Below are 25854 nucleotides of genomic sequence, written 5' to 3' on the forward strand. Positions count from 1 at the left end.
CACCAAGGTGAGCGTCTACAAGTTTGTAGACATTGTGTGGACGCGAGTGCGACGATGCCCCGGCCGGGTGGGCGGGCGCTCACCGGACCGGGGCAGGGCGTTGTGCGGGCAGGTCAGTCCGCGGTGGCGATCAGCGGCTCCAGCAGCACGTCCGGCTTGGCCCGCTGGAAGGCGTTCAGGTGCCACTTGTCGCCGAACAGCGCGAGCAGCACGTTGTCCGAGCGGCGGGTGAGCACCTCGGCGTCGGTCAGCCGGGACTTGCCCACCTCGGCGGCGCCGGCCGGGTCGGTGACCCGGGCCAGCCGGTAGCTGAGGTGGTCCAGCGTGATGGGCGAGGAGAACTCGTGCTCCATCCGGTGCAGCACCACGTCGAACTGCATCGGGCCGACGGCGGCCATCACCGGCGCCTGGTCACCACGGCGGTCCGAGACCAGCACCTGGACCACGCCCTCCTCGTCCAGCTGCGAGACGCCGCGGCGGAACTGCTTGGAGCGGCTGATGTCCTTGGGCCGGGCCACCGCGAAGTACTCGGGAGCGAAGGCCGGCAGCGGCGGGAACTCCGCCTTCTTGCCGACGTAGAGGGTGTCGCCGACGCGCAGCGCGGCCGCGTTGATCAGGCCCACCACGTCACCGGGGAAGGCGGTGTCGACCACGGTGCGCTCGGCGCCGAAGACGGTGTGCGCGTACTTGGTGGTCAGCGAGCGGCCGCTGGCCGCGCGGGTGACGTTCATGCCGCGCTCGAAGACACCGGAGCAGACCCGGACGAAGGCGATCCGGTCGCGGTGCGCCGGGTCCATGTTGGCCTGGATCTTGAAGACCACGCCGGAGAAGTCCTCGGCCACCTCGCGCGCGCTGCCGTTGACCATCGGGCGCGGGCCCGGCGCCGGGGCCAGGTCGACCACGGCGTCCAGCAGCAGCTTGACGCCGATGTTGGTCAGCGCGGCGCCGAAGAAGACCGGGCTGATCTTGCCGCTCTCGAAGGCCTCCTGGTCGTAGCCGGGACCGGAGGAGAGCACCAGCTCCAGCTCCTCCAGGGCGTTCGTCCAGTCCTCGCCCTCCTCCGCCATCGCCTGCTCGGCGCTGAGCGTCTCCTCCAGGGCGGCGTGGGTGCCGGCCGGCACCTTGGTGTAGCGCAGCATCTCGTCGGTGTTGCCGGCCTCGACCAGGCCGCGCAGGTTGCCCGCGTCGCCGACCGGCCAGACCACCGGCACCGGGGTGATGCCCAGGACGGTCTCGATGTCCTCGAGGAGGGTGAGCGCGTTGCGACCGCGGCGGTCCCACTTGTTGATGAAGGTGATGACCGGGACACCGCGGTGGCGGCAGACCGCGAACAGCTTGCGGGTCTGCTCCTCCAGGCCCTTGGCCGCGTCGACCAGCATGATCGCGCAGTCGACGGCGGAGAGCACCCGGTAGGTGTCCTCGGAGAAGTCGGCGTGGCCGGGGGTGTCGACCAGGTTCATCATGTGGCCGCGGTGCTCGAACTGGAGCGCCGCCGAGGTCACCGAGATGCCGCGCTCGCGCTCCAGCTCCATCCAGTCACTGGTCACGCCGCGCCGGCCGCCCTTGGCGTGCACGGCGCCGGCCGAGGTGATCGCCCGCGCGTGCAGGGCCAGCGCCTCGGTGAGGGTGGACTTGCCCGCGTCCGGGTGACTGATCACGGCGAAGGTCCGGCGGCGGCCGGCCTCGTCCAGGACCTGACGGACGGAGATGGACTGTTCGTTGCTCAACGTGTTCCCTCGGACGCGGATAGGCAGCAGGCCCGGCGGAAGCCTCCCCGCACCTGTGAGCCCGACGTCTGGTCCGCAGGCCCAAGGGGCGAGTCTATTAGACCCAATGGTGGAGCGGGCTCTTCCGGTCGGCTTCGTCTCTCACGCGGTCGTTCACGCGATCCGGTGAACCGGCGGGCGCGGCGGGCCGGGCCGGGGTCGGGGCCGGTATACGGATGGCAGCCGTCCGTGCTGCCCGTGCCCCGTCCCCTCTCCCCGTACCCGGAGCGCCCGATGAACGCCACGAAGTACCTGACCACCCCGCTCGCCGCGGTGACCCTCGGCGCAGCGCTGGCGCTGAGCGCGGTCGCCCCCGCCGCGGTCGCCGCCCCCGCCGCCGTTCCCGGCGCGCTGCACGCCGCGCCGCAGGGCGTGACCGACGAGGTCGTGCTCACCAATGACAGCAACGGTCAGACCGTGCGGGTGGCGGTCGGGGACCGGATCGACGTCCGGCTCACCGGCTCCACCGCGGGCGAGGCCGCCCTGGCCTGGACCGAGCCGACCGCCGGTGACAGCGCCGTGCTGCAGCGCACCGCGGGCGGCACCGCACCGGACGGCAGCGCCTGGGCCGCGTTCACCGCGCAGGGCGGCGGCAGCGGCCAGATCACCGCCGAGCGCCGCTGCGTGCCCACCCCGGGCGTCGTCTGCTCACACGTCGTGGTCCGCTGGAAGGTCACCGTCGTGGTGGGCTGATCCGCCCGGTGTTTTGGTGTGCGCAGACCAGCCGTGTGAATGGCTGGTTTTCGCATGTCCGGCGGCGGTGCGCGTCCGGTATGCGGAGCGGGGGGCAAACCCAGTCAATGTGCGAACAGTCGGATATTGACAGATATGGAGCTGTGCTAGCGTTCGGCAAGTTCGCTCAAGGTGCACCTTGAAGACGGTGTACCCATTCTTTTCGAGCCGACAAAATGAATCGACTTTTCCAGGGGGAATCACTATGTTCAAGAAGCATGCCGTAAAGGCACTCGCGACGGCTGCTGCCGTTCCCGCCCTGCTGATCGGCTTCACCGGCGCCGCCCACGCGGACGGGACCATCACCTGGAAGAACGGCACGAACGATCAGTGCTGTTTCCTCGGCTCGCAGCCCGGTGGTGGTGCCGTGGGCGCCAGCACCGTGGGCTGGGAGTGGCACGACGTCCAGAACAGTGACGGCACCTGGAACGAGGTCGACCGGTTCGGGCGCTGCCTGACGGGCTACGGGAGCCAGGCGTACACGGAGAACTGCAACTCGGGCCGGGACGGCACGAACTCCTACGAGCGCTGGCGGGAGATCTACACCGGCTCCGGATTCAAGCTGCAGAACGTCCAGAGCGGCGGTTTCCTGGACTGGACCGGCGCGTACAGCCTGGGCAGCGTCTACGTGAACGGCACCGACTACAACAACCAGAATCAGCGCTGGTACTAGGAATACCGCGGTTTTCGCGTGACATGCCCGCCGGGCCGGCCCGGCGGGCATGTCCGCGGGCCGGGAGCCGGCCGGGCGGGCATGGTGGCTTTCTTCCGGGACCCGGCCTAGAAGTTCTTCGCACCGGCCGCGATCGCCTCGCGGATCCGCACGTAGGTGCCGCAGCGGCAGATGTTGCGGATCTCGTCGAAGTCGGCGTCACCGATCTCGCGGCCGGCCGCCCTGGCCTGCTGGACCTTGGCCACGGCGGCCATGATCTGTCCGGGCTGGCAGTAGCCGCACTGCGCCACGTCGAACTCCAGCCAGGCCTCCTGCATGGGGTGCAGGTCCTTGCCGACGGTGGCGGGCAGGCCCTCGATGGTGGTGATCCGGTCGGTCGGCTGCACCGCGCTGACCGGCACCGAGCACGGGTTGAACGCCTTGCCGTTGATGTGGCTGGTGCAGGCCTGGCACACGCCCAGCCCGCAGCCGTACTTGGGGCCGGTGACGCCGAGGACGTCGCGCAGCACCCAGAGCAGCCGGACGTCGTCCTCCACGTCCACCGTGACCGGCGCGCCGTTGAGGATGAAGGTGTGTTGGGGCACGGTTCTCGAAACTCCTAGTAGGCGCGGGACGGTACGCGTGGCTCAGTAGGCGCGGGTCAGGCCGTCGACGGGGGACTGCGGGACGGGCGGCGAGGTCGGCAGCGGATCGAAGGCGAGCGGTGCCGCGTGGTTGATCGGGAAGCTGGTCGGCATGGTCCCGGTGGCGCGGGCGTAGGCGCAGGCGACCGCGGCCATCGCCGAGCCGACCGCCAGTTCGCCGGCCCCGCCGGGGGTGTCGCTGCTCGGCGGCATCACCACGATCTCCAGGTCCGGCGGGGTGTTCCACTGCCTGGTGTAGAAGTAGTTGTCCCAACTGCCTTCCTGGAACACGCCGTTCTCCAGGTGCAGGCCGGAGGAGAGGGCGAGCGCGATGCCGTCCATGATGCCGCCCATCATCTGCGCCTTGAGCCCCAGCGGGTTGACCGCGATCCCGGCGTCCACCGCGCAGACCACCTTGGTGACCCGCGGCCCGGTCCAGGCGTCCGGGATCCGGCGCCCGGTGGTCTGCGGCGTGCAGTCGATCTCGACCAGGACGGCGGCGACGCTGTGGTACTCGGGGTGCAGCGCGATGCCCTGCGCCGTGCCGGGCGCCATCGTGCGGCCCCAGGAGCCGAGTTGGGCGACCTGGTCGAGCACCGCGACGGCCCGCTCGTCCTTCAGCGACTGGCGGCGGAACTGGTACGGGTCCTGCCCCAGCGCGGCGGCCAGCTGATCGACCATCAACTCCTGCGCACAGCGCACATTGGGGGAGTAGATGCCGCGCATGCTGCCGGTGTTGAAGCCCTTGTCCACTTCGCTGAGCAGCTGGGTGGTGAGGCCGAAGTTGTAGGGCGTCTCCTGGCTCAGCTCGAAGATGGTCTCGGAGAAGCCGATGTCGCCGACCGGCAGTTTGGCCACCAGTGCGGTGATGATCTCGCCGAGGCCGTGGCTGAAGTCGGTGGCCACCGAGGTGTGCCGCTGCTCGAAGCTGAGCACCTGGCCCAGCGCGTGCACCGCCCGCACCCGGGAGACGGACATCGGGTGGGTGCGGCCCTGGCGGAACTCGTCGGTACGGTGCCACATCAGCTTCACCGGCTTGCCCATCAGCTGCGAGATCTCGGCGGCCTCCAGAGCCGCGTCGAAGAACAGCTTGCGGCCGAAGGAGCCGCCGCCCTGGGTGACGTGGACGGTGACGGCGCTCGGCAGCAGCCCCAGCTTGGCGGCGATCGCGCCCTGCGCCACGATCGGCGACTTCAGCGAGCCCCACACCTCCGCCCGCCCCGGGCGCACGTCGGCGATCGCGCAGTTGGGCTCCAGTGCCGAGTTGCTGGCGAAGGCGAAGGTGAACTCGGCCTCGATGGTCTTCGCCAGCAGGTTCACCGGCGGGACGGCGAAGGGCAGTTCGGCCGCTCGGAGCTCCTGGAGCACGGTGCTGTCGGAGGAGTCGTCCTCGGTGCCCGGGCCCCAGGTCACCTGCAGGGCGCGGACCGCGTCGATGCACTGCCCGAAGGTCGTGGCGCGCACCGCCAGGCCGGTCGGGACGACGACCACGTCGGTGACGCCCGGCATCGCCTTCACCGCCGCCAGGTTCTGCACCGAGAGCGGGGTGCCGTTGACCGTCGGCGGCCGGCAGACCATGGTCGGCAGCGCGCCCGGCACCGCGAGGTCCATGGCGAACTGCTTGCGGCCGGTGACGATGTCCAGCGCGTCGATCCGCTGCTGATCGGTGCCGATCACCGTGAAGTCCGAGCGCTGCTTGAGCGGGACGCCGACCTGGATGGTGACCTCGCTGGCCGCCTGCACCGCCAGCGAGCCGTAGTCGGCGCGCTGCCCGCTCGGCGAGCTGACCACGCCGGCGGCCGTGGTCAGCGTCGTGGCGGGGACGCCGAACCGGTCGGCGGCGGCGGCCAGCAGCCGCTGGCGGGCGATCGCCGCGGCCACCCGGACCGGGGTGTAGGTGGAGACGGTGGTGTTCGAGGCCCCGGTGAGCTGGTTGAAGAGCAGCTCGGGGCGGGCGTCGGCGAGGGTGATCCGCACCTGGGAGAGCGGGATGTCCAGCTCCTCGGCGATCAGCATCGCGGTGGAGGTGGTGATGCCCTGGCCGACCTCGGCGCGGGGCAGGGCGAAGGTCGCGGTGCCGTCGGCGTTCAGCTGGATGCCGATCAGGCCGGAGGTCGGCAGCGCCGCGGTGGTGAGCAGGTCGGTGAGGTCGAGGATGTCGGCCGGCTCGGGCAGCGAGGGGACGGCCGCGGCGGCCGGCGTCGGCGCCAGCACCGCCTCCTCCAGCGGCGCGGCCACCAGCAGCGTCGGCGCCGCGACCACGTAGCCGAGGAAGCGCCGGCGGCGCAGCCCGCCCTCGGCGTCCCGGTCGGCGTCGGCCTGCGGGGGCTGCGAGCCCTGAGCGTGCATCAACTCTCCTTCTGACGTGGCTGCTGCCGACCGGCGGGCGGGGCATGATCGCGCCAAGCCTAGGGGCCCGCGGGTGGGGCTGCCGCGCCGGGGTGCCGATCGGCTACCCGCTGGTAGTACACCGCCTCCGAGGCGAGCGCATAAGGTACCTGCCATGACGGGTGAGATGTCGCCGGGCGGGCAGCGCCGGCCGGAACTGCGGGTGTCGTACGAGGAGCGCGACCGGGTGGCGGAGCTGCTGCGGGTCGCTGCCGGGGACGGTCGGCTGACGGCCGCGGAGCTGGACGAGCGACTGGAGCGCGCGCTGACCGCGCGTACCGGCAGCGAGCTCGCGGTGCTGGTCGACGACCTGCCCGTGGTGGTGGGTTCGACGGCGCCGGAGGTCAAGGACCTGGTGCGGATCGACTGCGACAGCGGCCACACCGAGCGGGTCGGCCGCTGGGTGGTGCCGCGGGCCTTCGACGTCACGGTGGCCAGCGGCAGCGTGAAGCTGGACTTCACCGAGGCGGTGATCACCCAGCCGGTGCTGCGGATCGAGGCCGAGGTGCGCAGCGGGTCGCTGGTCATCATCACCCGGCCCGGGATGATGGTGGACGTCGACGAGGTGAGCGTGGCCAGCGGCGCCGTCCAGGTCAAGCGCGCCCCGGGCGACCAGGGGCCCACCACCCTGCGGGTGGAGATCTCCGGGTCGGTGCGCAGCGGCCACATCGTGGCGCGGCCGGCGCGCCGCGGTTTCTGGGCCTGGCTGCTGCGCCGCCCGCACCCCGGCACGACCGCGCGCTGACGCAGCGTCAGCTCCCGCTCAGTCGCCCGGCCCCAGCGCGGCGGTGGCCGCGCTGACCAGGGCGGTGATGCCGGTCTGCAGGGTGAGCCGGACGCTGGGGCGGAACTCGGGGGAGTGGTTGGGCGGCAGGGCGGCCATCTTCTCCGCCGGGCCGCTGCCCGGGGCTTGGGCCCACTGGCGCGCGCCGACCATGCCGAGCATCCAGTAGGCGGTCCGGATGCCGCGCACCCCGTGCAGGTCGACGCCGGCCTCGCCGAAGAGCGGGAAGTCCTCGGTGGCCAGCGCCGGCGGCCACTGGGCCACCCGGGCGGTGCCGAAGGCGTTCTGGTGCGCGGCCCGCACCGCCTCGGTCAGAGCGGGGTCGGGCAGGTTGACCCCGGAGCGGGAGATCTCCTCGACGCTGGGCTCGCGCGGGCAGCCGGAGGCCGCCGCCTCGCCGCGCGCCACCCGGACCACGGCCGCGCCGACCCGGTCCAGCACCTGCTCGGAGAAGCCCCGCACGGTCACCGTCAGGGTGGCCCGGTCGGGGATCACGTTGCCCCCGCTGCCCGCCTCCAGCGAGCCGACCGTCACCACCACCTGCTCCGCGGGGCTGGTCTCCTGCGCCACGACGGCCTGCAGCCGCAGCACCACGGCGGCTGCCGCGACCACCGGGTCCACCGCCAGGTGCGGGGCGGCCGCGTGGCCGCCCCGGCCGTGGATCACCAGCCGCAGGGTCCGGCTGCCCGCCGTGACCGGGCCGAACGCGTGGGCCACCAGGCCGGCCGGCAGCGGGGCGGTGTGCTGGGCGAGGACCACCTGGGGCGGCTCGAAGCGCTGGTAGAGGCCGTCGCTCAGCATTGCCGCCGCGCCCCGCAGGGTCTCCTCGGCCGGCTGGCCGACCACCAGGACGGTGCCGCGCCACCGGTCGCGGGCCCGGGCCAGCGCGGCTGCCGCACCGGCCGCGCAGGCGAGGTGCACGTCATGGCCGCAGGCGTGCATCACCGGGACCGTGCGCCCGTCGGCGGTGCGGGCGGTGGCGGTGCTGGCGTACGGCAGGCCGGTGCGCTCCTCGACGGGCAGCGCGTCGAGTTCGGCGCGCAGCAGCACCACCGGGCCGGGGCCGTTGCGCAGGGCGGCGACCACGCCGTGGCCGCCGACCCCCTGGACGACCTGGTAGCCGGTGCCGGTCAGCCAGTCGGCGAACCGGGCGGCGGTGCGCTGCTCGGCGCCGGACAGCTCGGGATCGCGGTGCAGTTCGAGGTAGAGCTCGGCGGCCCGGGTGAGGGCGCTGGTCGTCGTCATGAGGTCTCTCCTGTCCTCGGGGTGAACGGGTCGGCGGTGGGTGGTCAGTGGAGTGCCAGCGGATGGCAGCCGGAGGTGCCAGCGGCGCGGCGTAGAAAGGGTGGTGCGGGATGGTGGGTACCTGTTCGAGGGGACCGCGATCCCGGCCCGTCCCAACTGCCGTACGAAGGAGTCCCCATGGCTGCCCCGCAGAAAAACTCCCTCGCCTCCCTGGCCGAGGAGATCCTGAACCTGGAGTCGGAGACCTTCGAGATCAGCGACTACTCGGACACCAGCGAGGTCATGCTCGGCTCGTCGACCAGCTGCTCCAGCACCAGCACCTGCTCCAGCACCACCAGCACCACCAGCTGCACCGCCTGATCCAGCGCCACCGCCCCGGCGGCCCCCCGGTACGAGCAGCGGCCGGGGGGCCGTCGGCGTCCGCGCACCCGCTCGTCATGGGAACGGGTGCGGCACCAGGCGCAGTTCGTCCTCGGTGAGGTCCCGCTCCCGCAGCCCGCCGCGCCGCAGCGCGGTGCGCAGCCGGGGCAGCCGCAGGGCGCGCTGGCGCGACCAGCCGAAGTCGATCGGCAGCAGGCCGGGCACCAGGGTGCAGACGGTGCGCAGGCCCAGCCGCCGCTGCTCGGGCGTGGTCTGGTCGACCGCGATCACGTCGAAGCCGGCCCGGACCAGTTCGTCGCGGCAGTGCAGCAGGTCGTCCAGCAGATCACCGGAGTCCGGGCGCTGCTTCAGCCAGCCCTGGTAGGTCTGTTCCGGGTCGAGCAGCGCGCTGGGGCGCAGGTAGCTCCCGGCGTGCTCGGCCATCTCGGGCAGCCCGAACAGGGCGGCGTGGTCGGGCAGTCGGCGCACCAGCTCGAAGTCCTCGGCCATCGCGGCGAGTTCCGCCGGCCGCGCGCTCACCTGGCCCGGCAGGTGCGGGATGTAGGTGAGGATCTCGCAGACGGCGGACTCCACGGTGGCCGCCGGGTCGAACCCGGCCGAGGCCGCGAACGCCAGCGTGCCGGGGCCGCCGTCCTCGCGGACCGCGAGTGCGGTGACCACCGGGACGCTCAGGTCCACCCGGTTGTCGAAGGCGCGCACCCGGTAGCCTTGCAGCGCGGCCCGGTCCACCATCGCCCGCAGCGTCGCGCCCGGGTGCCGGTCCAGGTCGATCTCGGGCAGCGCGGCGTTGCCGTACCAGCCGAGCAGGAAGGCGTCCCGCTCGACGAGTTCGAGCAGGCCGAAGAGGATCGCCTCCTCCAGGCAGCTGCCGATCGCGCAGCCGTTGGAGCACTCGAAGACGAAGTTGTCGGCGGCCACCCCGGCGCTGTAGTAGCAGAGCCGGGCCGGGACCAGGATCGGGCGCTCGTCGCGCAGTGAATAGCCCTGGACCCAGGGGATCGGCCGGTCGGGGTCGAAGGGGCTGAGCATCGGGTCGTCCCGGTAGGTCCGCTCGGCGTAGAGCCCGCAGTCGCGCGGGTCGAGCGCGGCGCCCACCAGGTTGCGGTAGGCCTCGGTCAGCGGCGGCGCGGTGCGGCGGCGATGGGTGCCCGCGTACCGCTCCAGGCCCTCCAGGAAGGCGAGGTCGCGGCTGGCGGCGAAGGAGTTGGCCTGGCCGCTCCAGGTGACGTCGGTGAGCCCGGCGTAGCCGCGCATGAAGACGCTGCCCGCCACCGGCGCGGTGGTCGGCGAGGTGACGTCGGACCAGGTGCCCGCGCCGAGCACGCCGCAGACCGGGTTGGCCAGCGCCAGGGCGGGCAGCGGGTAGCCGCCCGCCGGGCGCAGCCGGTACTCCTGCTGCGCAGGCTTGGGACGCGCGACCAGCGGCAGCACCGGCTCCTCCCCGGTCTGCCCGGCGCCGGTGGCCGCGCAGGCCGGGCAGAGCGGTTCGGCCAGCAGCGGCACCGTCTGCACCCGCAGGGTCTCCAGGTCGAGCCGGCTGACCTGCGGCAGCTCGCCGTCCGGACCGGTGCCCGGCGGCCGTGCGCCGTCCGTGAGCCGGTGGAGCGCCCAGACGGCGTCCAGCGCGTGCTCGGTCAGCCGCGGCCAGCCGGGGTCCACCACGGTGAGCGCCGATCCGCTCTCCAGCGCCTCCCGCTCGGTGCGGCTGCGCAGCCGCTGCCAGCGCATCGCCAGGCAGCAGCCGCAGGCGCTCGGTGCCGCGGGCGAGCCGCCCCAGGGCCCGATCAGCACGGCCCCCGAGCCCAGGTGCACGGTGGCGCCGGCCCAGTGCCGGGCCGCCTCGCCCGGCTCGGGGCGCAGCAGGTCGACGCCGCCCAGCGCGGCCACCCGCGGGGCGGGCCGGTCCTCGGCCGCGGCCCGCTCGGCCAGCCGGCGCTCCAGCAGGGCGCGGGCCGCCTCGAAGGGCAGGCCGTCGTGAGGCTGATGGATGGTCATGACTGGTTGCTCCAGCGGAAGAAGCGCCCGGCCGCCAGCGCGAAGAGCAGCGCGAAGCCCAGCAGCGCCAGGCAGTCCAGCGCCGGGACGCCCGACCCGCCGCGCCCGGCGAAGGCGTCGGTGACGCCCTCGTCGAAGTAGCGCAGCGGCAGCGCCCGGGAGAGCGTGCGCAGCCAGCTCGGCATCAGGTCGATCGGGTAGAACGCGCCGGACAGGAACGCCATCGGCACCATCACGCAGTTGGCGACCGCGGCCACCGCCTCCGGCGTGCTGGCGAGGGTGCCCACCACCAGGCCGAGCGCGGCGAAGGCCGTGATGCCGAAGAGCAGCACCGGCAGCGCCAGCGGCCAGTGGCCGGTGACGCGCAGGCCGAAGGCGGCCAGCGCGACGGCCGCGAACAGGGCCGCCTGGATCAGCCCGGTGCCCACCGCCACCAGGTAGCGGGCGCCGAGCACCGAGCCCAGCGGGGTGGGGGTGCGCCAGATCAGGCGCAGCAGGTCGTCGCGCCGCCAGTGCATCAGGGTGAAGGCGACGCCGAACAGGGCGGCGTTGCCGATCCCCCAGGAGAGCACCCCGGGCGCGATGTAGTTGATGTACGACAGGCCGCCGTTGACCGACTGCCCGTGGAAGATCAGCCCGAAGACGACCAGGAAGAGCAGCGGGAAGGCGAAGGTGAAGATCACCGAGGTGCGGTCCCGCAGGTAGGCCAGGTAGCTGGCCCGGGTGACGGCGAGGTAGGCGTTCACGCGCGGTGCTCCGATCCGGTCAGCTCCAGGTAGGCGTCCTCCAGGGTCGCGCTGCGGGTCTGGATCTCCTCCAGGTCGACCAGTTCGCCGAGCGCGACCAGCACCCGGTTGGCCGACCTGGTCCAGATCACCAGCTCGCCGCCCTCGACGGCGACCCGCTCCACCCCGGGCAGGCGCTCGGCCTCGGCGGCGGTCAGCCGGTGCAGCGGCAGGCTGAGCCGGGTGGGGGCGGCGAGCGAGCGGATCAGGTTGCCGGGGGTGTCCTGGGCCAGGATCGAGCCGTGCGCGATGATCGCCACCCGGTCGCACAGCGCCTGCGCCTCGTCCAGGTGGTGGGTGGTGCAGACGATGGTCCGACCGGCTCCGCGCAGCGTGCCCAGCACCTCCCAGAGCGAGCGCCGGGCGGCCGGGTCGAGCGCGGCGGTCGGCTCGTCCAGGAAGATCAGCTCGGGCTCGTGGACCAGCGCGGTGGCCAGCGCCAGGCGCTGGCGCTGGCCACCGGAGAGCTCGTGGACCCGGCTGTCGGCCTTCTCCCGCAGGTCGACCAGGTCGAGAGCGCGCAGCGCGGCGCCCCGGTCCAGGCGGTAGAGCGCCGCGACGGTCTCCAGGTGCTCGCGCGCGGTGAGCCGGGTGAAGAAGGCCGAGCTCTGGGTCTGGATGCCGAGGCGGCGCAGCAGCGCGGTGTTGCGCGGCCAGGGCTGCTCGCCGAGCACCGCCACCCGGCCCGCGTCCGGGGTGCGCAGGCCCTCCACGATCTCCACCAGGGTGGTCTTGCCGGCGCCGTTGGGGCCGAGCAGACCGAAGAACTCGCCGCGCGCCACGGTCAGCGAGACCCCGTCGAGCGCCTGCACGCTGCCGTACCGTTTGGTCACCCCGGCCAGTTCGACGGCGGGGGCCGAGGGGCTTGCGGCTGGACTCATCGTCACTCTCTCTGTTGCTCGCCGTGGTGCTGCTGCTCGCTGTCGTGCTGTCGCTTGCCGTCGTGCTGTCGCTCGCTGTCGTGCTTGCTCGTCCGCCGGCATCAGGTCGCCTGCCGCTTGCGGTGGGTGCGCAGGACCAGGCCGCCGGCCCACAGCGCCAGCGCGAGGGCCACCACCAGCAGCGGTGCGAGGCCGGCCACCGGCGCCCAGCCGGCCGGCAGCAGCCGGCGGGCCAGTGGCCCCAGCGCGGCGAGCGCGGTGGCCGCCAGCGCGGCGCAGCCGAGCGCGTAGCCGCCGTAGACCAGTCGCAGGCGCCGGGGGTAGCCGCTGGTCCCCGGACCGCGGCGCACCGCCGAGCGGGCCAGCAGGGCGACGAACCGGCGGCTCTCGGTGGCGAGTTGGAGGCAGTCCAGGGCGTAGCCGAGGGCCTGGTAGCCGTCCAGCGGCGGCAGCGGGACCAGGTTGGCGAAGGCCAGCACCGCGCCGAGCAGCAGCAGGCCGCCGATGAACGGCCGGGCCTGGGCGTGCGCGGGCAGCAGGTTCCAGGCGAGGTACCAGGGCAGCAGGAAGACCAGGTTGACCAGCGCGCCGGCGCAGGCGGTGGCGATCTGCTGGCGGCGCCGGGCGAAGAACTGGACGTCCTCCACCTCGCAGTACAGGTAGGTCGCCGGCAGCCGCCAGCGCAGGCCGATCTCGGTGATCCGGCCGCCGAACGCCCGGCCGACCAGGCCGTGCCCGAGCTCGTGCAGGGCCAGGCTCACCCAGAGCAGGGTGCCGACGGCGAACAGCGCCACCGGCTGGTGGAACAGCTGCCCGGTGTCCCGCAGCAGCGCGCCGGACTGTGCGGCCAGGCCGGTCAGCAGCGCGGCCACCAGGGTGAACAGGGCGGTTAGGAACCAGCGCCGGCGCAGCAGGCCGGTGGCCGCGTGCAGCCGGTCGAGCAGCGCAGGCGCGTCGGCGACCATCCGCACCCGGCCCGCCAGCACGGTGGAGCGGGCCGGCTCGGACGGCCGCCCGGCGGCCTCGGGGCCCGGCGCCGGGGCGGTGCCGAGCAGGCCGCGGCTGTGCAGCAGGCCCAGCAGCTGCTGCCACTGCGGCTCGCCGAGCCGCGCCCGGAACTGCCGCGCGTACTCCTCGCCGACCTCGGCCAGCGACCGGCTGCCGTCCAGCCGGCTGATGATGAAGTGCTCCTTGGTGCCGACCGTCAGACGACGGCCGCTGACCGGGTCCTTGAGCAGGTGCACCGGCGTGGTGCCGCGCAGCAGCGGGCGGCTGATCCGGATCTCCGGGCGGATCCGCGGTCGCAGGTCGAGCAGTTGACGCTCCGTCATGAACTCACCGCGGCCCGCGGTTCGCGCAGCGCGCGGGCCAGCACGTAGGAGAGGTAGGCCTCGTCGCGCACGGTCACCGAGAGCCGGTTGTTGGTCATGTGGGCGTAGGGGGAGAGCAGCATCGGCAGCGCCTGGGCGAGATCGGTCACCGGCAGGTCGCGGGTGCCGTCCCAGGAGCGGAAGACCAGCTCGCCGCGCTCGGCCAGGGCCGCGGCCCGGGCGCGCAGTTGGAGGCAGTGCTCCGCCCAGTCGCGCAGCAGGGTGGGCAGGCGCTCGGGCACGCCGGCGCCGATGGCCGCGCGGATGGTGTGGAACCGGTCCGCCAGCGCCTCGCCGGTGCTGCCGTAGGCGCGGTCGTAGCCCTGCTGCGCGGTGAAGTTGGTGCCCTCGAACGCCCCGTTCCAGAAGGCGTGGTAGCGGTCCAGGAAGGCCAGCAGCTGCTCCTGGTCGGGCAGGAAGCAGGCCGACATGGTCATCATCAGCTGCGCGGCCAGCCCCAGCACCACGGTGCGCAGGTGCAGGTTCATGGTGCGGGCGGCCTCGATGACCAGGTCGCTGGAGCGCTGGAAGTGCCACTCGGCGAGCGCCACTCCGGCCGGGCCGCCGTACTTGCCGTACTCCGGCTCGTACGGTTCGGCGCTGAAGGTGTTGTTCTCGCGCAGCCGCATCCGCCCGTCCGGACCGAGCAGGCGTTCGCGGTCCTCCTCGCGGTACTCCAGCTCGAAGAGGGTGTTGTAGAGCTCGGCGAAGAAGCTGTCCTTCACCTCGTAGAGGGCGGGGCGGCGGCGCAGGAAGGCTGCGATCGCCGCCTCGGCGCGCTCGGTCACCTCGCCGGCCGCCGCGGGGGTGGCAGGGCGCAGCCGCAGCCGCAGGTGCGGACCCTCCAGCCAGTAGTTGATGAAGAAGTACCCGGCGAGCAGGCCCTGTTCGGTCAGCTCCTCGACCAGCGGGCGCACGCACTGGAGCAGCAGCGGGCGCGGGCTGGCGGCGTAGAAGATGTGGAAGGCCTGCCAGTCGCCGGGGGCGCCTCCGGCGGGGTGGTCAGCCATGGCTGGGCTCTCCTTCCCGCTGCCCGGTGGCGGCGGCCGTGGTGCGGGGGACGATCTCCAGGGCCAGTTCGGCGACGTGCCGGCCCCGGGCGGAGCGCACGTGCAGCTCCTGTTCGCCGGGCAGCATCTCGGTCAGGACCAGCTCGGCCGGGCCGCCGGTGAGCAGGCCCTCCAGGGCGAGCAGCGAGAGCGGGCTGGCGAAGTCCAGGTACTGCGGCTTGACGGAGCCCAGCCGCGGGCCGGCGCCGCCCTGTGGATGCACCTGGACGAAGAGCTGCAGGGGGAGCCCGAGCCGGCGGCGCCAGCGCTGCCAGGCAAGGAACCGCCCGGCCTCGCCGCCGCCCGTCCGGGCGACCGGCAGCCCCTGTGCTGCCACCGTCCAACTAAGGCGCTGGAGAACCAGGTTGCCGTACCGCACCCGGGGGCGCCGGGTCACCCCGTCGGTGGCCGGGCCGGCGGGCACCCCGCGCCACAGCTGCGGGGTGACCCGTGAGGTGGGCGAGAAGAGCAGCAGGCTGCGCGGCACCTCGGGCAGCACCATCGGCACCAGGTAGCCCAGATAGAGCGGGATCACCTCCCGGCCCAGCCGGCGCGAGCGCAGGTGCAGCCGGTCGGCGACCGGGTCGTGCGCCACGGACAGGTCGTCGAGCCGCAGTTGGGCGGCCTCCGGGGCGGTGCTGCGCTCCCCGGGGCAGACGATCTCGTACTCCGTCAGCCGGGCGTGCAGGTTGAGGTTGGTGGTGGCCGATCCCGCGGTCACCTCGGCGAACACCGCGCCCTCGGGCTGGGCGGCCAGCAGTGCCTCGCGCAGTCGGGCGGGCAGGCCGGCGCCGTCCGGCTGGTCGAAGCAGTGGGTGAAGCGGGTGAAGGGGAAGGCCAGGCCGCCGTACGAGTGGTTGAGCACGGCCAGCGGCCCGCGTGCGCGGCGGGCCAGCTGGACGAAGTGGCTGTGCGGCGCGAACTCCTCGCCGAGCGGTGCGAGTTCGGCGGCGACGGCGGACAGGTCGGCGTCCTCCAACAGCAGCTCCTCGCTGCCGTCGGGCAGCTTGGCGAACAACTCGGCCATCCGCCGGGAGAGTTCGGTGCGGGCCCGGTCGAGGGCGGTGAGCTCGGGGCGGCCCAGCCAGTTCTCCTCGGGCAGGTAGCCGCCGTCCTCGCCCTGCTCCGGCTTGAGCGCGGTGAACTGCAGGTACTGGTTGAAGATGTCCTCGTGGAAGTCGTGCACCAGCTGGAGCAGGTCCGGGCAGCTGCCGCCGTGGCCGAAGCGGGCCAGGAAGAAGCCCTTCAGGGTGAGCCGGCGGGCCAGGCCCAGGTCGAAGACGGGCAGGATCCGGGCGAGTTCGCGCAGGCGGGCGGCGGGCTCGCGCCACTCGGCGCGGTCCGCGGCCACCTCGCCCGCCGCCACGTCCTCGTAGAGCAGGGTCTGGGGGAGTGCGGGCGCCTCTCCGCCCGCCAGCTCGCTCTGCAGGGCGGTGAGTTCCCGGCGCAGTTCGGTGAGCAGGGCGCGCCGGGTCGGCGGGTCCGCCGCCGGGTAGCGGTCGATCGCGGCGGCCGGGCCCGCCAGGCGTGCCGCGGCGGCCTCGGCCCACGGCCGGTCCAGCGAGTGCAGCGCCGCCTGGAAGGCGCGCAGCGGGTCGGCGGCGTGCACATCGGTTCCGAGCGCGGGCAGTTGGAGCATGCCGACGTCGAGCAGCGCGGTCAGGTAGCGCTCGGCGTCCACGGTGCTGCCGCCGGTGCGGGCGCTCAGCAGCGCGGCCAGCTCGCCGAAGCGGATCAGCGGGCGCTCGCCGAAGAACTCCAGCAGGTGCTCCAGTACGCCGCTCAGCCGCAGGAAGAAGAGCCGGTCGTGGGCGGCGTCGAAGCTCACCGCCGCGGCGGCGTCCCCGGCGGTGACCGAGCGGCGCACGTAGCGGACCCGGTCCTCGGTCAGCTCCCAGCCGGAGGCGGGCGTCAGGGGCAGGTCGCGACGGCGCCCGGGGTCGGCGGCGATCAGCTCGGCCAGCCGGGCGAGGACGACCACGTTCAGTCGGGGGTGGCTGGTCCGCCCGGGGCCGAGTTGCAGCTCCGCCTGCTCGGGAGTGGTGCCGGTCTGTTCCGCAGCGGTGCCCGTCGCGGCGGGGCTGAAGGTGCCCGCGGCGACCGCGGTGAAGGTGCTGAACGGGCTGGTCTTGCAGGCGGTCCGGTACAGGTAGGAGAGCAGCGATCGTTCCAGCTTGCGGGCGCGCTTGTCCAAGGGGGCGGCGGGGTCGGCGCGTTGCCGGCGGTCCAGCCCGTCCACCAGGGAGGGGGAGGCGAGCAGCAGGCCCAGGCGCAGCTCCTCGCTCCCGGCGATCCGGCGCAACTCTTCACGAGTGGACAGGAGTTCGGCGGCGAGCAGCGGTTCGCCGCGCTCGGCGAGCCGCGCCAGGTGGTGGCGGGCGCGCAGCCACTGGGCCAGCAGCTCGCCGGTGCTGCCGCCCAGTTCGGCCGCCAGCGCGCCGAGTTCGGCCGGCCGGTCGGGCAGCCGGTTGTTGAACACCTGCCGCCGCACCGCCAGCAGTTCGCGTCGCCGGCCGGCGTCCCCGGCCGTCCGCACCAGCGCGGAGAGCGGTTCGCTGAGCCGGGCACCCAGGTCGGCCAGTCGCTCCTCCTCGGCCAGCAACCGCTCGGCCCAGTCGAGGGATTCGGGTGCGCGCAGGGCGTGCACCGTCTCGACGGGAAGTCCGCCGACCCGCAGCATGAAGTGGTGTCCCAGGCTCTCGGGAGCCGGGTCCGGCGTTTCGGTGGTCAACTCGTCCCCCCGCACATCAGGCGATCCGGTGGTCGAAGTCGGCGGGGCTGCGGTGCTCCTGGCCGACCATCATGATCAGCATCGGCACCTCGCCGCGCTCCGTCAGCCCCAACTCCTCGGCGTAGGAGACGCAGTCGAAGCCCAGCGCCACGCCGCAGGCCAGCCGGGCCGCGGCGGTGGCGGTGTAGAGCGCCTGGGAGCAGGCGCCGACGGCCGCGTTGACCAGCCGCAGACCCCGGTCGCCCACCGCGTCCAGCACGGCGCCGGCCGGTGCCGCCACCGCGATCACCGCAGCGGCCTGCTCCAGGTTGTAGTTGGCCAGGAAGTAGGTGCGCTGCAGGAACGCGCCCGGTGCCCCGCTCCCGACCTGTCGCAGCGCGGCACGGTCGCCGCCCGGGAGGTAGGCGTAGGCGCCCGGCGCGATGCCGGTGACGTGATTGACGAAGACGTAGAGCCGGGTCAGCGGCGGTCCGTCGGGGCCCTGGGGCGTGCCGCCCTCCGCATCGGTGTCCAGGCGGGCGGCGGTCGCGGCGGCGGCCAGTGCGGTGGCCAGCTGGGCCGCGCTCATCGGCGGCTCGGCGGTGAACCGGCCGAAGCTGCTGCGCCGGGCCCGCAGGGCGGTGCGCACCCCGGCGGTGAGCGGCTGCGGGGCGGGCAGCCGGAGGTCGGCGCTACCCGCTGCCGCGTCCGGTGGGAATGGTGGGACACGGCCCAGTCCCTGCGCGAGCACGCCGGGAGCCGGTCGGTCGCTCGCACCCGCCAGGGTGGCGGCGTGCACGCGCCGCACGGTCTCGAAGTCCAGGACCGTGCGCGAGCGTTCCTGGTCCACGGCGTGCACCCGCACTTCGGCGGGGACGGCCCCGGCACGGGCCGCGGCGGCCGGCCGGCCGTGCTGCCAGCGCAGCGGAACGACGGCGAAGACGCCCTCCTCCTCGGGCGCCATGCCGAGCAGCCGGGTCAGCCTCGGCTCGTCGAACCAGAGTGCGGCACCGATGTGCAGGCCGTGCGCGCGGGCCCAGATCCGCCAGGTCTCCAGCAGCGCACCGATGTCCATGGCGACCACGTGGTACGAGAAGCTGTTGTACTTGAAGGCGTTCTGCCAGAACTTGACCCCGAGCACGAGGAACTGGTCGGTCTCCCAGCCGTCCCCCTCCTGGCTCGGCGCCCGGCCCAGCGCCGCGCGCACCTCGCCCGAGACGTCGCCGGTCAGCAGGCGCTCCATCGCGTGGTGGCCGGTGGCGTAGTGGTAGACGCCGGGCGTGAACGGGCCGCTGGGCCCGCAGACCCAGTGGATGCCGATCGGGTACAGCCCGCCGCCGGAGGCGGTGCCGCGGGAGAAGTTGGCGTGGGTGGCGAACGGCAGCGAGCCCAGGTCCGAGTTGGCCTGCACGGCCAGCCGCCGCCCGGTCAGGCCGTAGGAGTCGCGGAGCATCCCGCCGAGCAGCGGCAGGGTGAACCCGCCCTGCCCGCGCGGCCCGAACAGGCCGCGCTGGACGCTGGCGCCCGGTGCCGCCGGCCCGTCCGGCAGCGGCAGGCGCTCGGCGCCGGGGTAGTACTTGCCCTTGCGCGGCCGGTCGGCCCAGTCGGGCACGAAGTCGGCCGGCTCCATCGGCACCCGGCCGCGCCGCATCACCGCGGCGGCGTACTCGTGGGCGTAGCCCATGCTGACTCCTCTCTCAGGTCTCGCTGCTTCGTCTCTCGCTGCTTCGTCGGCGCCCGGGGCCCGGGGTCCGTGCTGCTGGTCGGCTGTCGGCTCAAGGGAAGGGGTGGGGTGCCCAGTTGAGGTCGGCGTCCGACAGCTCTCGGTCGCGCAGGCCGGCCCTGAGCGGCGCGGTGCGCAGCCGGGGCATGGTCAGGGCCCGTTGCCGGCGCCAGCCGAAGTCGATCGGCAGCAGGCCGGGGACCAGCACGCTCGCGGTGCACAGGCCCAACGCGCGCTGCTCGGGCATGGTCTGGTCGACCACGATGACGTCGAAGCCCGCTCCGGTCACCGCCGCCACGCACTGCTCCAGGTCCTCCCGCAGGTCGTCGCCCGGCCGGATCGCGCCCGGACCGCGGGCCAGCGAAGCGGGGTCGGCCAGCGGCGACGAAGCCCGTGGTGACGAAGCCGGTGGTGACGTAGTCGGTGGCGACGAAGCCCGTGGTGACGAAGCCGGTGGTGACGTAGTCGGTGGCGACGAAGCCCGTGGTGACGTAGTCGGTGGCGACGAAGCCCGTGGTGACGCTCCGTCAGATCTGAGCAGGAAGTCGGCGTGCCGGGCCATCTCGGGCAGCCCGTAGAGCAGCGGATGGTCGTGCAGCACCCGGACCTGGTCGAAGTCGGCGGCCATCGCCCGCAGTCGGTGCTCCTCGCGCACCGTGCGGCGGCGCAGGTTGACCGCGTCGGTGGCGATCTCGCACAGACCGGCCCAGAGCGCCGCCTCCGGATCGAGGCTCGCGCCCGCCCCGAAGGCGAGCCGGCCGAGCCCGCCGTCGATCCGTTCGGCGACCGCGGTCACCACCGGGATCGGGAAGCCCATCCGGGTGTCGAAGAAGCGCGCCCGGTAGCCGTACATCGCCAACCGGTCCACCATCGCCCGGGTTTCGGCCCGGGTGCTCCGCTGCGGATCGAGTTCGGGCAGTGCGATCCCGCCGTACCAGCTGAGCAGGAAGGCGTCGCGCTCCACCACCTCCATCAGCCCGAAGTAGACCGCCTCCTCCAGGCAACCGCCGGAGGCGCAGCCGTTGGAGCTCTCCTGGACGAAGCGGTTCCGCAGCCCGCCCGGCGCGTGGTAGTAGGTCAGCACCTCGGGAACCAGCACCGCCCGGTCCTCGCGCAGCGACCAGCCCCAGACCCAGGGGATCGCCCGGCTCGGCGAGAACGGCAGGACGTCCGGCTTGAGTTGGTGGAACTCGGGGCTGTAGAGGCCGCACTCCCTGGGATCGAGCGCCTGTTCGCCCAGCTCGTCGAGGGCCGCCAGCACGGTGCCGCGCCGGCCGCGCGGGCGCATCCCGGCGAACCGCTCCAGGCCTTCCAACAGGCCGACCTGGGTGCTGGTGCGGTAGGCGGCGGTGTGGCCGCCCCAGAACGACTCGCGCAGGTAGCTGCCGGAGCGCATGGTGAAGCAGCCGACGGTCGAGGAGGTGATGGCCGACACCAGGTCGGGAATCACCGAGGGGCCGAGCATCCCGGCCACCGGGTTCACCAGGGCGGGCAGCGACAGCCGGTACTCCTCGATCCCGCGCAGCCGGAAGTCGTCCGGTGCCGACTTCGGCCGGCTGGTCAGCGTGATCCGGGCCTGCTCGGCGCGGTCCTCGGTGCGCGGGTCGCAGTGCGGGCACTCGGCGTCGGGGAGCAGCGGGAAGCCGCTGACCCGCAGCGTCTCCAGATCCAGCAGGTGTACCAGAGCGGCCGGGGGCCGCTCGCGGCGGGCCGCCAGCAGCGCGGCCAGCGCGTCGGCGAGGAACGGCACCGCCCACGGCGGGGCGCCCACCGCCACGGTGTCGCCGCCGCGTTCGAGCGCCTCGCGCAGTGGCCCGGAGCGCACGGCCTGCCAGCGCCGGGCCAGGCAGCGCGGACAGGGCGAACCGGCGGGGGAGGGGCCGGGCCCGACGATCACGTGGTGGCCGTACAGGTGCACGGGATCGGCCGGTCCGGCGTCCGAGGCGGCCTCGGCGATGCCCAACTCGTCCTGCACGCCCAGCAGTCGCGGGGGTCTCTGCGGTGCGCCGAGGGCTTGCGTCAGCAACTCGGCCAGCGCCTCGCGGGTGCGCGCCCAGCAGCCGTCCGCCGGCTCGCACCGTGCATCCGCAGCCCCGCCGCGCGGTCGCTCGACGACCCCGGCGGCCTCAGTGCGCACCCGAAGTCCCGTGGGTCCCGTGGGTGAGAAGCACCTTGACCACCTCGATCCGGCCGGCCCGCAGATCGGGTGCGCCCGCCGGTGCGACCAGCACGTCGCGTCCGGCCTCCCGCAGCCGCTCCAGGACCTGCGCCCAGTCGAGCCGGTCGGCCGGCGCCCCCGGGCCGGCACCGGTCGCGTTGGCACCGGCGACCAGCACGGCCGGATCGAGGTCCCGCACCAGCGGGTCTCCGGCGTCGCCGGAGCCGGGCGCACCCAGGTCGCGTCCGAGCTGGACCAGGCCGAGCAGGTCCCGGGCCGCCGCCAGCACCGCCTCCCGCAGGCTCAGGGCGCCCCCCAGCGCCCAGCGCCCGCGCTCCGCCCCCGGTTCGGTGGCCCGGGCCAGCACCACCGGCAGCGGTTCACCCGGGTCGCCGCCCAGAAGCAGCAGCTCCAGCTCCAGGCCGAGGTTCTTGGCCGAGCGGGCCAGGAAGGTGAGCTCGACATCGGCTTCCAGCAGGTCCAGTGGGAGGGTCCGGACTGTGGCGGCGCCGCGCAGCGCCCGCCGCAGCGCGTCGTACGCCAGCGCCGAGCGCAGCGCCCGGGTGATCGCCCCGGCGAGCGTGCCGCCCGCGCCGGTGCCCGCGCTGGTGGCCTCGAAGACGTGGCCGGCGTTGTCGGCCGCCAGCGGACGCAGGGCGGCGGCCGGCACCAGCAGCCGCTCGCCGGTGAGCAGCGAGCGGGCCGGACGCCAGGGCCGCTCGCCGGTCGGCAGCACGCCGCTGGCGGTCGCCAGCCCGGCCGGGTCGATGCGCGCGCAGTCTTCCGTCGCCGCCCGGCCGTGCGGGTCCGCCGCCGGGATCACCCGGTCCGCGTAGACCTCGGCCGCGCGGTAGAGGGCGCGCAGCCGGGCGCCCGCCACGTGGTGCACGTCGAAGGCGGAGATCTCCCGGCGCGCTCCGGGGGCCAGGTTCAGGCGCACCGTGCCGACCTTGAGCGGCGTCTGCTGCCAGCTGTCGTCGGCGAACTCGGTGCAGAGCCCGGCGTGCGCTCGCACCAGCACGGCCCGCGCGTCGAGTTCGGCCAGCGCCTGCTGGGCCGCGGCCTCCTCGGCCGCACCGTCGGCCGGCTCGGTGCGCGGCCGGTCCGCCGCGTCCAGCTCGCCGGTGCTCGGCCACTGGCCCTCGGGCCGGCCCGCCGCCTGCTCGTCGAGCGTGGCGCAGCGCGGGCAGCGCGGATGCGGCAGCAGTGGTTCGGCGGCCACGTCCAGCGAGTCCAGGTGCTGCACGACAAACTGCCCGTCGGTCTCGGCCGGCAGCGCCTCGGTGGTGAGCCGGAACACCTCGTAGCCGAGCAGGTTGCCGAGCATCGCGGCCAGCGGCCCGCTCGGCTGCCGGTCCCCGGCCGAGAGCGGCGCGAGCGGCGCCACGCGGCTCCACAACTCGGCGCTGTCGGCGGGGTCGGCGCCCGCGCCCAGGCGCAGAGCGGCGCACACCCAGCAACCGGGGCGGCCCTCGGCCATCACCGGCCCGAGCACCGCGCGGTCGCCGATCGTCCAGGCCGGCAGCAGCCGCCGCCCCGCGGGGATGCCCGCCTCCAGCAGCCGCGCGGTCTGCCGGGCTCCCGCGGTGACCACGACGAGGTCGTAGCCGTCGAGCGCATCCCAGTCCACCGGGCCTTTGTCGTCGGCTATCTGATGGAGCGTCAGTTCACAGCCCGCCTCGGCGAGAGCGGCCGTCTCGGCGGCCAGCGCACCGGTCTCGTCCGCCAGGACGCCGGGCAGCAGGCCAAGGGTCGCGCAGCCGTTGCGGATCAGGCTCAGCGCACACCAGCGCGCGAGCTCGTTGTCGCCCAGGACGGCGACCCTGGTACGCCGGTAGCGGGCGAACCGCTCGGCGGCGCCGCCCACGTAGTGGTCGATGTACTCCAGCTGGGCGCCGAAGCGGGCGGCGACCTCGGGGGAGACGGCCTCCGCGTCCGCCTCCGGGGCCGGGCCGGCGTCGCGGGCGAAGCCGCGGCCGTACAGTGCGGCCACCAGCTGGGTGATCATGGCGCGCTGCTGGTCGCCGAGCCCGCTGCAGAGGTCGGCCACGCTGTGCCCGCCGTCCAGGTGCGGGACGAGCAGCGAGGCGAAGCGGTAGGCGTTCTTCGTGGTGAGGCTGAAGCCGCCGTGTGCGTTGTGGAAGAGCACACCGGTGGGCGTGCGGGTGTACAGCACGTCGCGCCGGATCCGCGGGCGCGTGTCGGCGATCTCCTCGTACCGGGCCATGTCCCTCACCCTTCAGGTTCTGCGCAGCGGGGCGGCCGGAAGCCGCGTGGGTCGGGGGTGCTCGGTGGCGCGCTCGGTGCGCCCCACGCCGTCGGCGGGCGGTCCGGTGGCCGGTGCGTGGGTCCAACTCCCGGTGGCGGCACGGGTGAAGGCCAAGAGGAGGTCGTGGACCTGGTAGCGGCCGGGCGGGCCTTCGCGCAGCAGTCCGGCCTGCACCAGCCCGGCCAGGACGAGTTCGCCGCTGACCGGGCCGCTCGGCGTGGCCAGGACGCCTGCCCGGTCCGCCGGACCGGGCTGTGGATCCGGGCCGGTCGCGGCGGCGGGTGCTGCGGGTATCGCGGGTATCGCGGTGCGGGCGGTCGCCGGGGCGGAGAGCGCCCGCTCGTCCGGTCCATGGAGCCCGTCAGGTGCGCCCGCTCGGGCCGTGGTCGCGGTAGTGGCCGCGCCGGTGGCCGTGGCGGTGGTCGCGGCGGTGGTCGTAGTGGTCACCGACTCGCCGCGCAGGATGGAGAGTTCGAGGCGCCGCAGGGCCGGCCCCGGATCGACGCCGAGCTCCTCCAGGAGGTGGTCGCGGACCCGGCGGTACTCGGCGAGTGCGTCCGCGCGGCGGCCGGTGCGGTAGAGCGCCTCGATCAGCTGCTCCCAGAACCGCTCGTGCACCGGGTGCGATCTGGCCGCCGACCAGAGTTCAGCGAGCACCTCGCGACATCGTCCGAGGGCGAGTTCGATGTCATAGGCCCGTTCGGCGGTCCGCAGCCACTCCTCGGTGAGCCGGGGGACCTCCTCGCGGTGCAGCGCGTCGGACGGCACATTGCCCAGCACCGGTAGTTGCCACAGTGCCAGCGCCTCCCGTAACAGGCCCAACTCGGCTTTCTGATCGGCTGCTTGGTCGGCCCGCCGGAGTAACTCGCGAAATTCGAGCAGGTCGAGGGTGCCGGTGTCGACGGCCATCCGGTAGCCGCCGGGCAGCGCCTCGATGGCGTGTCCGGCGATGCCGTACTTGGCGAACAGCCGGCGCAGGCGCAGCACGCAGGAGTGCAGGGCGGCCTTGGCGGTGGCCGGGGTCTCCTCGCCCCAGATCGCCCGTTGCAGCCACTCGACGGAGACCACCGCGTTCGGGCGGACCAGCAACGCGGCCAGCAGGGTGGCGGGTTTGGAGGGCTGGAGCACGGCGGTCTCCCGCCGGTCCGCGATGGCCAGCAGGCCGAGCACGGTGAACCGGGTGGCTCCGTCGCCGTCCTGCTGCGTTCCTGTGCTCCCGCTCACGGCTCACCCCCTGTGGTCACGGTCGTCGACCGGCCGGTGCCAGTTCTGCCCGTTTCCGTCCGCCGGAAGCTACTGGCCGAAAGTCGATCAAGTCAACGACTTCGACAGGCATTTGAGTGAACTTCCTGCCAATGCTCAGGCATGCCCCCAGGTCTGGACCTGCGCCGACGCCGGCGAAGGGGCAGCTCAGCGGCCGGGCGCCGTGCAGTCGGTGAACGGCGATTCCACCGGGCGGCGGAACAGGGCTGCCCAGAGGAACGGTTCGCCGAAGCAGGCGGACTCGGCCGGCTCGTCGCGCATCCGGCGCAGCGAGACTTCCGTCAGGCCGGCGAAGATCCAGCGCAGCGCCTGCGGGGTGTAACCGAGCCCGCCCTGCAGGCCGGCTTCGTGGTACAGGGCGGCATCCGGCAGCTCGGAGCCCATCGCCCCCGCCGCAAAGCAGGTGAGCGCCAGCCGGCCGCCGGGGGCCAGGACGCGATCGATCAGCGCGAGGTAGCTGATCCGGCGGTGCGGCGGCAGGTGGTGGAAGCAGCCCGAGTCGTAGACCAGGTCGTACGGGCCGGGCAACTCGCCCTCGGGCAGTGCGAACGCGTCACCTTGGACGAACCGGACGCGCTCCCCGCCGGGCGTCTCGCGGGCGCGTTCCTCGGCCCAGGCGATCGCTGTCGGTGAGAGGTCCACGGCGTCCACCCGGAACCCCAGCGCGGCCAGGTGCAGCGCGTTGCGCCCCGGACCGCACCCCAGCTCCAGCGCCCGCCCGGGGGTGAGCAGTCCGCGCTCCAGGTAGTCGACCAGCGTCTCGTCCGGCTTCGCCACGAAGAACGGCACCGCCCGGTCGCGGTCGGCGTAGAAGCGGTCCCACCAGTCGGCCGCCCCGCCCGTCCAGCGGTCGGCCCCCGGCGCGAACAGCCCGTCGAGCAGTTTCAGCACATCGTCCACGGTGCGGATGTTCCGGTCCATCAAATCCCCTTCCCTGAGGGGGAGATGCTAGGACCGGAACCCGCAGATGCCCAGCTCGGCGCAGGTGCCCGACGTGGCCGGAGCCATGACCGGGCCGCCGCCCCGACCTCGCCGGGCCCCTTACCCGCACCCGCCCGG

The 25854-nt window shown here is 73.9% G+C and carries 19 protein-coding genes; 4 read left to right on the plus strand and 15 right to left on the minus strand.

The window, feature by feature from the left end:
* Window positions 1-113 precede the first annotated feature (113 nt).
* Window positions 114-1727: a peptide chain release factor 3 gene (locus OG294_RS35465; RefSeq protein ID WP_327070666.1), complete on the minus strand. Its 1614-nt coding sequence runs from the start codon at window positions 1725-1727 to the stop codon at window positions 114-116.
* A 273-nt stretch (window positions 1728-2000) separates the two neighbouring features.
* Here OG294_RS35465 and OG294_RS35470 point away from each other — a divergent pair, with 273 nt between their 5' ends.
* Complete coding sequence (locus tag OG294_RS35470; RefSeq protein ID WP_327070667.1) at window positions 2001-2459, plus strand: hypothetical protein; 459 nt, start codon at window positions 2001-2003, stop codon at window positions 2457-2459.
* Between the two features lie 244 nt (window positions 2460-2703).
* Window positions 2704-3171 carry a hypothetical protein gene (locus OG294_RS35475; protein WP_327070668.1) on the plus strand — a complete coding sequence of 156 codons (468 nt, stop codon included), beginning with the start codon at window positions 2704-2706 and terminating at the stop codon, window positions 3169-3171.
* Between the two features lie 107 nt (window positions 3172-3278).
* Here OG294_RS35475 and OG294_RS35480 read toward each other — a convergent pair whose 3' ends face one another.
* Both OG294_RS35480 and OG294_RS35485 read right to left on the minus strand, forming a co-directional pair.
* Complete coding sequence (locus OG294_RS35480) at window positions 3279-3755, minus strand: (2Fe-2S)-binding protein (RefSeq protein WP_327070669.1); 477 nt, start codon at window positions 3753-3755, stop codon at window positions 3279-3281.
* Window positions 3756-3797: 42 nt separating this feature from the next.
* Window positions 3798-6143 (minus strand): molybdopterin cofactor-binding domain-containing protein, encoded by a 2346-nt coding sequence (locus OG294_RS35485; protein ID WP_327070670.1) that lies wholly within the window; start codon window positions 6141-6143, stop codon window positions 3798-3800.
* 154 nt (window positions 6144-6297) lie between these two features.
* On the opposite strand from OG294_RS35485, the gene OG294_RS35490 reads away from it, so the two are divergent.
* A complete protein-coding gene (locus OG294_RS35490) occupies window positions 6298-6927 on the plus strand; it encodes a DUF1707 SHOCT-like domain-containing protein (protein ID WP_327070671.1) in 630 nt (209 codons plus the stop codon).
* Window positions 6928-6945: 18 nt separating this feature from the next.
* Here OG294_RS35490 and OG294_RS35495 read toward each other — a convergent pair whose 3' ends face one another.
* Window positions 6946-8211, minus strand: a complete 1266-nt coding sequence (locus OG294_RS35495) for an amidohydrolase (protein WP_327070672.1) — start codon at window positions 8209-8211, stop codon at window positions 6946-6948.
* 177 nt (window positions 8212-8388) lie between these two features.
* On the opposite strand from OG294_RS35495, the gene OG294_RS35500 reads away from it, so the two are divergent.
* On the plus strand, window positions 8389-8571 hold the full coding sequence (locus OG294_RS35500) for a thiazolylpeptide-type bacteriocin (RefSeq protein WP_327070673.1): 183 nt from the start codon (window positions 8389-8391) through the stop codon (window positions 8569-8571).
* A 75-nt stretch (window positions 8572-8646) separates the two neighbouring features.
* On the opposite strand, the gene OG294_RS35505 is transcribed toward OG294_RS35500, so the two are convergent.
* The 11 genes from OG294_RS35505 to OG294_RS35555 all read right to left on the minus strand — a co-directional run bounded on the left by OG294_RS35505 (window position 8647) and on the right by OG294_RS35555 (window position 25716).
* Window positions 8647-10587: a TOMM precursor leader peptide-binding protein gene (locus OG294_RS35505; RefSeq protein WP_327070674.1), complete on the minus strand. Its 1941-nt coding sequence runs from the start codon at window positions 10585-10587 to the stop codon at window positions 8647-8649.
* Window positions 10584-11333 carry an ABC transporter permease gene (locus OG294_RS35510; protein WP_327070675.1) on the minus strand — a complete coding sequence of 250 codons (750 nt, stop codon included), beginning with the start codon at window positions 11331-11333 and terminating at the stop codon, window positions 10584-10586. Before OG294_RS35510 ends, OG294_RS35505 begins: the two co-directional genes overlap by 4 nt.
* Complete coding sequence (locus OG294_RS35515) at window positions 11330-12253, minus strand: ABC transporter ATP-binding protein (protein ID WP_327070676.1); 924 nt, start codon at window positions 12251-12253, stop codon at window positions 11330-11332. The genes OG294_RS35510 and OG294_RS35515 overlap by 4 nt, the downstream gene beginning before the upstream one ends.
* Before the next feature lie 101 nt (window positions 12254-12354).
* Window positions 12355-13584, minus strand: a complete 1230-nt coding sequence (locus OG294_RS35520; RefSeq protein ID WP_327070677.1) for a M50 family metallopeptidase — start codon at window positions 13582-13584, stop codon at window positions 12355-12357.
* Entirely contained in the window at window positions 13581-14633 is a 1053-nt protein-coding gene (locus OG294_RS35525) for a lantibiotic dehydratase C-terminal domain-containing protein (RefSeq protein WP_327070678.1), read from the minus strand. The genes OG294_RS35520 and OG294_RS35525 overlap by 4 nt, the downstream gene beginning before the upstream one ends.
* The gene (locus OG294_RS35530; protein WP_442789382.1) at window positions 14626-17352 is read right to left on the minus strand and encodes a lantibiotic dehydratase; all 2727 of its coding nucleotides are present in this window, start codon (window positions 17350-17352) and stop codon (window positions 14626-14628) included. The genes OG294_RS35525 and OG294_RS35530 overlap by 8 nt, the downstream gene beginning before the upstream one ends.
* Window positions 17353-17419: 67 nt before the next feature.
* Window positions 17420-19066 carry a nitroreductase family protein gene (locus tag OG294_RS35535; RefSeq protein ID WP_327070680.1) on the minus strand — a complete coding sequence of 549 codons (1647 nt, stop codon included), beginning with the start codon at window positions 19064-19066 and terminating at the stop codon, window positions 17420-17422.
* 91 nt (window positions 19067-19157) lie between these two features.
* Entirely contained in the window at window positions 19158-21242 is a 2085-nt protein-coding gene (locus OG294_RS35540) for a TOMM precursor leader peptide-binding protein (protein ID WP_442789280.1), read from the minus strand.
* Window positions 21232-23490, minus strand: coding sequence for a TOMM precursor leader peptide-binding protein (locus OG294_RS35545; protein ID WP_327070681.1), 2259 nt, complete (start codon window positions 23488-23490; stop codon window positions 21232-21234). The genes OG294_RS35540 and OG294_RS35545 overlap by 11 nt, the downstream gene beginning before the upstream one ends.
* 12 nt (window positions 23491-23502) lie before the next feature.
* Window positions 23503-24756 carry an AfsR/SARP family transcriptional regulator gene (locus tag OG294_RS35550; protein ID WP_327070682.1) on the minus strand — a complete coding sequence of 418 codons (1254 nt, stop codon included), beginning with the start codon at window positions 24754-24756 and terminating at the stop codon, window positions 23503-23505.
* A gap of 186 nt (window positions 24757-24942) precedes the next feature.
* Window positions 24943-25716 (minus strand): class I SAM-dependent methyltransferase, encoded by a 774-nt coding sequence (locus tag OG294_RS35555; RefSeq protein WP_327070683.1) that lies wholly within the window; start codon window positions 25714-25716, stop codon window positions 24943-24945.
* Window positions 25717-25854 lie beyond the last annotated feature (138 nt).

It is taken from the genome of Kitasatospora sp. NBC_01302 (assembly GCF_035976515.1).
Taxonomy (GTDB): domain Bacteria; phylum Actinomycetota; class Actinomycetes; order Streptomycetales; family Streptomycetaceae; genus Kitasatospora.